This is a genomic window from Turicibacter sp. T129 (assembly GCF_025594975.1).
Lineage (GTDB): Bacteria > Bacillota_I > Bacilli_A > MOL361 > Turicibacteraceae > Turicibacter > Turicibacter bilis.
This window is the reverse complement of sequence record NZ_JAMQUU010000110.1, coordinates 1-10,721: the sequence shown is the minus strand read 5'-3', so window position 1 is coordinate 10,721 and position 10,721 is coordinate 1. Positions and strand designations below refer to the sequence as shown.

Annotated in this window: 9 protein-coding genes and 1 riboswitch; of the genes, 8 read left to right on the top strand and 1 reads right to left on the bottom strand. The window is 33.8% G+C overall.

The annotated features are described in order from the left end of the window. Positions 1-193 precede the first annotated feature (193 nt). The 6 genes from NEH75_RS13160 (at position 194) to NEH75_RS13135 (ending at position 5,602) form a co-directional block, all read left to right on the top strand. Positions 194-361 carry a hypothetical protein gene (locus NEH75_RS13160; protein WP_156343911.1) on the top strand — a complete coding sequence of 56 codons (168 nt, stop codon included), beginning with the start codon at positions 194-196 and terminating at the stop codon, positions 359-361. Positions 362-661: 300 nt separating this feature from the next. Beyond that, positions 662-1,621 carry a DUF4097 family beta strand repeat-containing protein gene (locus tag NEH75_RS13155; RefSeq protein WP_055243173.1) on the top strand — a complete coding sequence of 320 codons (960 nt, stop codon included), beginning with the start codon at positions 662-664 and terminating at the stop codon, positions 1,619-1,621. A gap of 36 nt (positions 1,622-1,657) precedes the next feature. Beyond that, positions 1,658-2,134, top strand: coding sequence for a deoxycytidylate deaminase (locus NEH75_RS13150; RefSeq protein ID WP_055243172.1), 477 nt, complete (start codon positions 1,658-1,660; stop codon positions 2,132-2,134). A gap of 672 nt (positions 2,135-2,806) precedes the next feature. Further along, a complete protein-coding gene (gene lspA / locus NEH75_RS13145; protein WP_055243171.1) occupies positions 2,807-3,274 on the top strand; it encodes a signal peptidase II in 468 nt (155 codons plus the stop codon). Between the two features lie 115 nt (positions 3,275-3,389). After that, a complete protein-coding gene (locus NEH75_RS13140; RefSeq protein ID WP_055243170.1) occupies positions 3,390-4,304 on the top strand; it encodes an RluA family pseudouridine synthase in 915 nt (304 codons plus the stop codon). A 17-nt stretch (positions 4,305-4,321) separates the two neighbouring features. After that, on the top strand, positions 4,322-5,602 hold the full coding sequence (locus tag NEH75_RS13135) for a rhomboid family intramembrane serine protease (protein WP_055275026.1): 1,281 nt from the start codon (positions 4,322-4,324) through the stop codon (positions 5,600-5,602). A 268-nt stretch (positions 5,603-5,870) separates the two neighbouring features. On the opposite strand, the gene rnhC is transcribed toward NEH75_RS13135, so the two are convergent. After that, positions 5,871-6,788 carry a ribonuclease HIII gene (rnhC, locus tag NEH75_RS13130; RefSeq protein WP_262949008.1) on the bottom strand — a complete coding sequence of 306 codons (918 nt, stop codon included), beginning with the start codon at positions 6,786-6,788 and terminating at the stop codon, positions 5,871-5,873. Positions 6,789-7,104: 316 nt separating this feature from the next. On the opposite strand from rnhC, the gene NEH75_RS13125 reads away from it, so the two are divergent. After that, complete coding sequence (locus NEH75_RS13125; RefSeq protein ID WP_055277451.1) at positions 7,105-9,450, top strand: endonuclease MutS2; 2,346 nt, start codon at positions 7,105-7,107, stop codon at positions 9,448-9,450. A 133-nt stretch (positions 9,451-9,583) separates the two neighbouring features. After that, positions 9,584-9,750: riboswitch (Lysine riboswitch) on the top strand. 78 nt (positions 9,751-9,828) lie between these two features. Beyond that, complete coding sequence (locus tag NEH75_RS13120; protein WP_262949006.1) at positions 9,829-10,638, top strand: transporter substrate-binding domain-containing protein; 810 nt, start codon at positions 9,829-9,831, stop codon at positions 10,636-10,638. Positions 10,639-10,721: the final 83 nt, after the last annotated feature.

Genomic DNA, 10,721 nt, shown 5'->3' with positions numbered 1-10,721 from the left:
CACCAAATATTATAGAACCTATAAAACTTAGTTCTATAAAGGAAAGTGAAAAACGTTATTAGGATTAAAATGAATAAATTGTAAAATGATTGAAAAACAAAACTGGCTAGAAGCACTCAAGAAAGACTTAAAGTAGCTATTAGAAGATGATTGAGAAGATATTTTAGATAATTATCGAGAGCAAATTTCTTAGATGTTAGCTGAAGGAACTATGGAAGATCAAATTTTACAACGTTTAAGTTCACCTAAAGACGTGACTAAAGAAGCTAAACAAGCACTTGGATATGATTCAAAGTTCAATTTTAATCAAGAACAAGTGATTAATCATGTCAAAAAAGGAGTTAATGCAGCTATTAATTAATTGAATGAGGCTAAGAGAAGTAATGGGAAGCCGACCTTAGAACAAGTTCTTTTTATCACCTTGAGTGCAATATTTTTAATAGTAGCTTTTTCAGTAGATTGAGCTGGTTTAGGATTCATTGTTGGGGGGAATGAAGCTTTTACCGTATCATTTTTATTGATTCACTTTACGTGGTCATTATTTTTTTGCTGTTGAGTATTAGTATATTATTGGTTAATACCCAAATTACACTTTTCTATGGACTATATGTCCTTGGACGCTACTTCATCCGTCATTTTAAATACATAGGGGGGAGATTTCATGAAAAAGTATTTAATCTATTCAATTGTGTTAGCGGTGATTCTTTTTGTTGGAAGTTTAATCACTTTGATGATTTATGAGGTCACGAAATTGCCAGATAGTTTGAATCGTATAATCACAGAAGTAGAGGAGTTTACAAATCATGAATTCCAATTAGATTTCAATAAGAAGTTCACTTCAAATTTAACGTATGAGACCGGCTTAGATGGTCAATCTATTTATGAAAGTCAATATTTTTGGCAAGGTATTCAGTTAGATATTGAGGCAGATTTAGTGAATGCAGATGTTACGGTGCAAAAAACAGATGGCGATCACATAGAAGTAGCGATTGAGACGAAGGTTCCTGAGCGTTATCGAATTGATTTTGATGGAAGAGAACTACAAATCAAAGAGAAAAAACAAGTTAGATTTTGGTTGTTTGGGTGGAATAATTATCAGAAAGCACAAGTAGTCATTAAAGTACCGACAGAATCAGTAGATGTGAACCTAGAAACAATCAACGGTGATGTAATGATTGAGTTATCAGGGATAGATTTAGCAGCCTCAACAGTAAACGGTGATGTAACCATTTCTCACTCAGCATTTACTCAAGCAAACCTTTCGGTAGTAAATGGAGAGATTTTTGTAACCGATAGTAATGTTAGTAATGTTTTATGTTTACAGACTGTCAATGGAAGCTTAGACGTTGAACGTGTCAAGGCTGACCGATTTATTGCTGAAACGGTGAAGGGTGATTTCTTATTATCAGATATCTCAGGTCGTGGGTTATCTACTTCAACGGTCAATGGCGACTTTAGTGGGTATAATATCTACCTGAGTGAGATTGCGGTTGACAAATTAAATGGAAGCTTTAAGTTAGTAAATGAAGATTCAACCTATCAAATTCAATCGCTAAAACTTTCAGGGCTACAGAAAAATCATGAAATTCAAGCAAATATTTTAAATATCAGTTATAATTAAAGATGAATCATTAAGAGCAATATAGGAGTGGATTATATGCGTGAAAATTATTTAAGTTGGGATGAATACTTTATGGGAATAGCATTACTTTCAGCCATGAGAAGTAAAGATCCTCAAACACAAGTAGGTGCATGTATTGTTAATGAAGATAATCGCATTGTTGGGATTGGTTACAATGGATTTCCACACGGATGTTCAGATGTTGAATTCCCATGGGAACGTGAAGGTGAGTTTCTAGAAACTAAATATCCCTATGTGGTTCACGCAGAACAAAATGCAATTTTAAATAGTACAACTCGTTTAAAAAAATGCCGATTATATGTCTCATTATTCCCGTGTCATGAATGCGCAAAATATATTATTCAATCTGGAATTGAGGAAATTATTTATATGAGTGATAAGTATGCGCATACTGATAGCACCCTTGCTTCAAAGCGAATGCTAGATGCAGCGGGAGTGAAGTACCGTCAAATGAAAGAAGTTAAAATTACTGTTGAAACAGAAATGAAATAATTTTTTAAAAGCATGATTTTGATGCCACTAGAAAACTAGTGGCTATTTTTTTATTAGTCATTGAATAAGGTACGATTAATAAAGGTTATGGAAATTAATCTAAAAAAGAATGGCATAATAAAGGGGATATTGACTAATGAAATTAGAGCTTTACTCATCTTTTTATGACCGATTAAAAGGTAAACTTAATTTTTCACCGTATGATAGCAGTTTCAATGATTAAAGTGCAATGATAGAATCATGAATCTTCACTGCATTATTTAAGAAGGATATTGATAAAACATACAGTTGAAAAAAAAGTTAATAATTAAGATATAGAAAAGAGCAAATGAATGGTATCAGCTTAGCTGTGAATTCATATTTATCATGATTATCCTTATAAAATAAGATGGGGGGAAGGTGTAGATAGATACTTTGTGTGTATAAGAGTTGAAATCTAAATAGAATGTGTACCCAACCCATTTTAAGAATCAGAAAGAGGTGATTATTTATTCCAAAAATAGTAAAATAGACTTATGTATTGATGTTCTTTTTATCAAAAGAATAAGGAGAGATGAAAAAGTATTAAGAAGTGCTTTCCACAATAGGGAAATATTATATACAAAAATAGAATTGTTTGTTATAATGTTAAAATGTCAAAATAAAACGAATACTAAAGGAGTAGTGAGATAAATGTGGCTTGTTTTAGCGATTGTCGCTGTGACGATTATCGTCGATCAATTAACTAAATTTTTAGTTGTGAAATACATGACCCTAGGTCAATCTATTTCAGTGATTGATAACTTTTTATATATCACCTCTCACCGAAATGAAGGTGCAGCATGGGGAATCTTACAAGGGAAAATGATTTTCTTTTATGTTGTGACATTAGTGGTCATTGGTTTGGTTATCTTATGGATTAGAAAATTAGATATAAAAAAAGAAAAGTTGCTAGTGATTGCCTTATCATTAATTTTAGGTGGAGCATTAGGAAACTTCATTGACCGCGTGATGTATCAACATGTCGTTGACTTCATTAATACGTATATTTTTGGTTACGATTTCCCGATTTTTAATATTGCAGATAGTGCCCTATGTATTGGGGTATTCTTAATGGCTGTGGATGCCATTTTAGATATTAAACGTCACTCACAATCATAGATTTAAAAGCTTCATTTATTCCTACACCAGTGTATCGACATAAAGAAATAAAATTGCAACAAGATAAGTAGTAAATGCTTAAATAGTTTTCTGCTTTGTGAAAGGATGGGCGTTTATGGAACAAGAAACAGTCTTAGTACCAGAAGAATTAGTAGGTGTGCGTTTAGATAAAGTGTTAAGTGAATTATTTAGCGATTTATCACGTTCATATATTCAACAATTAATTAAAGATCAACAAGTTTTAATTAATGGAAAAAATGAAAAAGCAAATTATAAATGTCGTTTAAACGATCAAATCGATATTACTATTCCAGAACCAGAAGCATTAGATGTTGTTCCTGAAGAAATGGATTTAGACATTGTTCATGAAGATGATTATGTGATTGTTGTCAATAAACCATCTGGAATGGTCGTACATCCAGCACCAGGTAGCATGAGTGGAACATTAGTTAACGGTTTAATGGCTCAAGCTAAAAATTTATCTGGAATTAATGGCGTATTACGTCCTGGAATTGTTCATCGTATTGATAAAGATACATCAGGATTATTAATGGTAGCTAAAAATGATTTAGCTCATGAATCGTTAGTGAATCAATTAGTGGAAAAAACAGTGACTCGTCGTTATATTGCCCTTGTACATGGTGTTATTCCTCATGATAATGGAACGATTGATGCACCAATTGGTCGTGATCCAAAAGATCGTAAGAAAATGACAGTTATTGAAGGTGGAAAACATGCAGTCACTCACTTTAAAGTGTTAAGACGTTTTAAAGATTTTACCTTAATTGAATGTCGTCTTGAAACAGGGCGTACACATCAAATTCGTGTCCATATGAAATACATTGGATATCCATTAGCGGGTGATCCACAATATGGTCCACGCAAAACAATTGGTGGGGAGCATGGTCAATTTTTACATGCAGCAATTTTAGGATTTGATCATCCAAAGACCGGGGAGTATTTAGAATTCTCAACGCCACTTCCTTCATATTTTGAGGAGGCACTCGAGAGTCTTGAAAATTTAGGATAGGTATAGGTGATTTAAACATGAGCAATCAAGGTGTGATGAAAGAAATACGAATTGATATTCAAAGTGAGCTTGCCATGAATATTATTAATTATCTCATAGTTGAGGAAAATTACGTTTATGTAGGTAATGAACGAGATATTTGGTTAGAAAACTTATCTCATCCAACTGTTCAATTGATTTATATCAATCAACGTAATCTCTTTAATGAACATCAAGCCACTCAATTCTTTAATCAGGTAGATGCTGTTCGTTCACGTGTTCGTCGTCGATACTTAATGGGAAGATTAAATGTCATTATCCTTAATTTAGACCAATATAGTTCACGTTTTCTAGAGTCTCATCGTAAGTATCTTAAGATTGTTCATGTTAATCAGCCGAGTGATTTAAAACAAGATGTGGAATTACAACAGTTATTCCCACATTTAAAAGAAGCACAGTTAGAACGTTCAATGATTGAGTTAATCCCTCTCATGCAACAAGCCACGAAAGAAAAAGCAATGAAGGTAAAAAAAATGCTAATGTTTCAAAATAAATCATTTATTACATACGGATTTATTGTGTGTTTAATTGCTATTTTTGCTTTTTTACAGTTTAAACCGATTAATGAATGGTTTGCTGCTGTTGCGATTGATTATGGTGCTAAGTATAATCCACTCATTTTAGCAGGACAGTATTATCGTTTAATAACACCGGCTTTTTTACATTTAGATTTAATGCATTTATTGTTTAATCTTGTCTTTATTTATCAATTTGGAAGAATGGTTGAGCATGTATTTGGATGGTGGCGAATGTTAGTTATCATCATTGGATCTGCGATTTTTGGAAATTTATGCAGCTATGCCTTTATTGATGGATTATCCATTGGAGCTTCAACCGTTGCCTATGGCTTGCTTGGAGCGTTATTGTTTCTTGGAATCGAAAGTCGTAAAATGTTTATGCATTTTGTTCGAACTCTTGTGCTACCGATTTTATTATTCTCAGTCATATGGATATTTTTAGAACCTAATATTGATTTTTATGGACATTTGGGAGGCTTTTTAGGAGGGTTCTTAATTGCAAGTATTACCGGATTACCCAAACATAAATATTACTTATCGCGTACGATATTAGCAGGTGCCACTATTCTTGTCTTGTTAGTAGGATTATTTAATCGTGGTGCTGCAATTACTAAACAAACAGACTATACGCTGTATAATAGAGCTATGATTGCTTATTATTATCAAACGGATCAACTTGAAAAAGCTGAACAATTTATAGAAACTCTTCAGTTAGATTTTAATGAACTATTTAAAAAATAATTTTAAAAGAGCTCAACTTGATGTGAGCTCTTTTTATATGTGCCCGTATTTACCGCCCTTTGTCAACAATATAAAAAGACTGTACTAATTAAAAAGTAGTATAACAAAAAGTACGTTATCGTATAGGCTTTTTTCTTGGTCTATATCATAAGGTACTTTTTAATTAGATTAGTCTATATAGGAATAGAAATATATTTTATACCAAGATATCCTATAATCTTGTTAAAAGTTTTTATGTTTTGGAAAACTGATTGGGATTTATATATTTTTATTTTAAGATTTTATTCGTATTTGCAAAGTGCCATTTAGTTAATTCTTTGAGTTTTTCTGGTCCAAATTGTTGAACAAAACGACGTCCAGCTACATCAACTGGATTTCCAGCTCCTTTTGGTAAATCAAAGTTTAACTTTTTACTCATGATATTCATATATTTAACAAATGATGCACGAGCCAAAATTGAAGCAGCGGCGACTGCAACATGAACTGACTCTCCTTTTTGGATAAAATGGAGATTTTCTTTAATAATTGTTGGTTGTTTGGGTAATGCTTTTAAATAGTCAAAATATTTTCTTTCGTTCACGAATTCATCCATAATCAAATATGAGGGATAGTGAGGAAGTGAGGTTGTTAATTTAATTAGCGCCTGATTATGTAAGAACGCTTTAATCGAGTTAGCATTCATTCCTCTGTCAATCATTGTATTATATTTTTCATTTGGAAGAATGAGGACTTGATGAGCAATAAGGGGTTCGATTTGTTCGGCCAGATGACAAATTTCTGGATCTTTTAATGCTTTAGAATCTTTAATTCCCATCGCTTGTAATTTAGAAATTAATTCTTCTGGGACATAAGCACAACAAACAACAAGTGGACCAAAGTAATCACCGGTTCCAACTTCATCACAACCGATGGCACTTAAACTTGCGATATTCGCTGGAAGTTTTGAGCTGGATGTTTTAGCTTTAGTAGTCGCTGCTTGAGGGGGCGTTTGCCACTTTTGAGCCTCTACCTCAGGTGCTTTTCCTTGAAAGACAACCTTTTTACTTAAATAAGCTGTGATGGTACAGTTTGAGGTTTTCGCTTGGAATAATGTATGATTTGGTACTTTAATAATTTGATTTGTATAGTGTTGATACATTTTTTCTAACATTTGTTGAGAGACTGTAAGTGTAATTGTTGAAGCCATCTCATCACCAACCCTTCTTTATGATATTATGATTTTAACAGAAAACGAAAAAATTTCCTATTATAAATGAGAGAAGAAAGGTTGGATTTTTATAGGTTTATGCTTTTATGGTGGGAATGAAAACTTGAGGTGGATTGGCCTTAAAATAGTGTTGAAGTGCGAAAAATATAAGAAATTGTCTCTATTTTTTTTAGAGTCATTTGTTTTACGATAGAACGTCTTGTGTCTTGAGAACAATACTAGGTTTTTAGAATGTTTTGTGTTAAAATAATAAAGATAAAATTTTTGCATTTTTTAGGCAGTTGGAGTGAGATTAATGAAACAGGCCATTCAAATATTAGAATTTAATAAAATTAAACAAACGGTAGATTCATTATGTGCTTGTTCACTCGGACAAAAGCGAGTGGAGTATTTAAGCCCATCCATTGATGAGAAACAAGTGGAGTATTCGTTAAATCAGTCGGATGAAGCGTTAAAAATTATTTTAGCCTTGGGTGAAGCCCCATTAGGTGGGGTCACAGACATTACAGAAGCCATCAAACGAGCTAAAATTTCTGCGATGTTGAGTGCTCAAGAATTATTAGGGATTAGCCGTTTATTATACGCGGTTTCACAATTGAAAACTTTTTCAGAACGTTTAAATGAAATTAAAGTAGACGCCCCAATTTTCTCGTCTCAAGTGAATAGTTTAGTCTCATTAAATAGTTTACAGACAGCAATTAATGATTGTATTGATGAAACAGGGTACATCTTAGATAGTGCTTCATCTGAATTAAGAAATATTCGTCGTTCGATTCAAAGTACGGAAGCCCGTATTAAAGAAAAGTTAAATCACGTCGTCTCAGAACGTCGTAATAAATTAACAGATGGGATTGTTACCATCCGAAATGAACGTTATGTTGTACCTGTTCGTGCCGAAGCTAAAAATACATTTGGTGGAACCGTTCATGATCAATCCTCATCAGGAAATACTTATTTTATTGAACCAAAAGAAGTTGTTGATTTAAATAATAAATTACAAGAGTATCATGTGGAAGAGCGCCGTGAAATTGAACGTATTTTACGCGCTTTAACGGAAGAAGTGAAAAAATTCGTTGACGCGTTGGCTGTTAACGTAGAGGTGTTAGGTGAAATCGACTTCATGTTTGCCAAAGGAAAATATGCACGTTTGATTAATGGAACACGTCCAAAAATGAATACAAAAGGAATCATCCGTTTAGTTGCGGCACGCCATCCACTCATTGATCAAAAAGTCGTTGTTCCTAATGATATTGAATTAGGAGATGAATATACAACGATTGTGATTACAGGTCCAAATACAGGAGGAAAAACTGTTACCTTAAAAACGGTTGGTTTATTAACTTTAATGGCACAAGCTGGACTTTTAATTCCAGCTCATGAAACATCACAATTAGCAATCTTTGATCATGTATTTGCTGATATTGGTGATGAGCAAAGCATTGAACAAAGTTTATCAACTTTCTCATCACATATGACAAATATTGTTCGAATCATGGAACGTTTAACGGTGAATAGCTTAATTTTATTTGATGAGTTAGGGGCAGGAACCGATCCAAAAGAAGGAGCTTCTTTAGCTATTTCTATTTTAGATTATGTGAAGGTTCGTGGTGCAAGAACCATTGCGACTTCCCATTATCCGGAGTTGAAAGCATATGCCTATGAAAATGATGATGTCATTAATGCGTCAGTGGAGTTTAATATTGAAACATTATCGCCAACCTATCGTTTATTAGTTGGGGTACCAGGTCGTTCAAACGCGTTTGAAATTTCAAAACGTTTAGGGTTAAAAGAAGCGATTTTAACAACAGCTCGTGCGTATGTTGAAACAGAACGTACGGAAATGACTGATTTAATTACGAAATTAGAAGATCGTGGTTTAGAATTAGATCATGAAATTCAATTATTACAAAAACAAAATCAAGAAGTAGAAGAGATGCGTCTTGATTATGAACGTAAGATTGCAAAGTTTGAAGCTGAACGAGAACGTGTCTTAGAAGAGATTAAAAAGGAAGCTTTTGAAAATATCCGTCAGGCAAAAGAAGAGGCAGAACAAATTGTAGCGGATTTACGTCAAGCAAAGAAAATGGCTGACTTAAGTATTAAAGATCATGAACTAACAGAAAAACTAACGTCGCTTAAAAAATCAGAAGCCAAACAAGCAGAGCAGTTTAAACGTAAAGCACGTAATAAGGCTCCACTAAAAGCAGGAGATGAAGTCATGGTACTTTCATTAAATCGTCAAGGAGAACTGATTGAGAAAACAAAAAATGGTGACTGGATGGTTCAACTTGGAATGATGAAAGTAAACATTAAAGAAGAAGATTTAGAATATTTACGTCAATCAGTGAAGAAAAAAGATTCAGGCAAAGGTAAAATGATTCATAAACGTAACACAAACGTTGGGATTCAACTAGACTTACGTGGGGAACGTTATGAGGATGCGATGTTACGTTTAGATAAATATATGGATGAAGTCCTGTTAGCAGGATATCAAACCGTGACAATCATTCATGGGCATGGAACGGGAGCTCTTCGCCAAGGGGTTCATAAATATTTAAAGAAAAACAAACATGTTGCTTCATTTAGATTTGGTGGTGCTGGTGAAGGTGGTACAGGAGCAACTGTGGTTGAGTTAAAATAATAATTAAAGACATAGGATTGCCTATGTCTTTTTTTATACCAAATTATTAAGTTACTGCGTAAATTTATCCAAAAATTCCCTGAAGACGCTTGAGGTTTATGTTAAAAAATGGTATATTACATTTAGACAAGAAAAATCGTATAGAGGTAGCGGTGCATCAGAGTATTATCCGGAGTCGGCAGACAGTGAAAGATAGGAAAGGTAATCATCGCCGAAAGCTAGCATTGGCAGATGCTTAGCTTGGGGTTGCAGGGAATACCTGTAACACTCCTTCAGAAATGAAGTGGAGCTATTAATCAAACGAACTTTAAAAAGTAAGTCGTGTTTAATAGCACGACTTTTTTTGTTGAAGAAAATCAAAAGGGGAGAATGATTGATATGAAAAAGTTTATTGGAGTTTTAGCATTAGGTTCGTTGTTAGTTGGCTGTGGAGCAAACGGAGCAAATTCAGAAGATCAATTTATTGTAGGAATGGAGTGTAATTATGCTCCATTTAACTGGCAAACAGATAAGGAAACGGAAACAGCTGTTTCAATTGGTGGAGCGGGATTATGTGATGGTTATGATGTAAGAGTGGCCTCACAAATTGCAGATACACTGGGGAAAGAATTAGTTGTTAAAAAATTAGATTGGGATGGATTACAGCCAGCACTTCAATCAGGAGAAATTCATGCCATTATTGCAGGGATGACAGCGAATGAAGAACGTGAACAAGGAATTGACTTTACAACACCATACTTTGAATCAGAAATGGTTATGATAGTTAAAAAAGATGGAAACTATGTGGATGCCACTTCCATTAATGATTTTAGTCAAGCTAATGTCATCGGACAAATGAATACAAATTATGATGAAATCATTGATCAAATCAAAGAAGTGAATCACTTAACGCCACGCTCAAGCTATCCTGAATTAGTTCAAACATTATTAGCAGGAGAGTCTGATGGAATCACAGCTGAATTACCAGTTGCCGAAGGAGTTGTCCAAGCGAATCCAAGTTTAACAATTATTCATTTTGCTGATGGGGAAGGATTTGATGTAGATACATCTGTATCAATTGGGTTAAAAGAAGGAAGCCGCGGATCAGATTTCTTTAATAACGTACAAGCTGCTTTAGATCAAATTTCTGAAGCGACACGTCAGGAATGGATGAATGCTGCACGCGAAACAGCGCCAACAGGAGAGTAAGAGGGTGTTTATGATGTTTCAAGTTGATTTTTTTGAGAAAGCTTTTGATTTATTTACAAATAATTTGTAACTATTCAGCCACC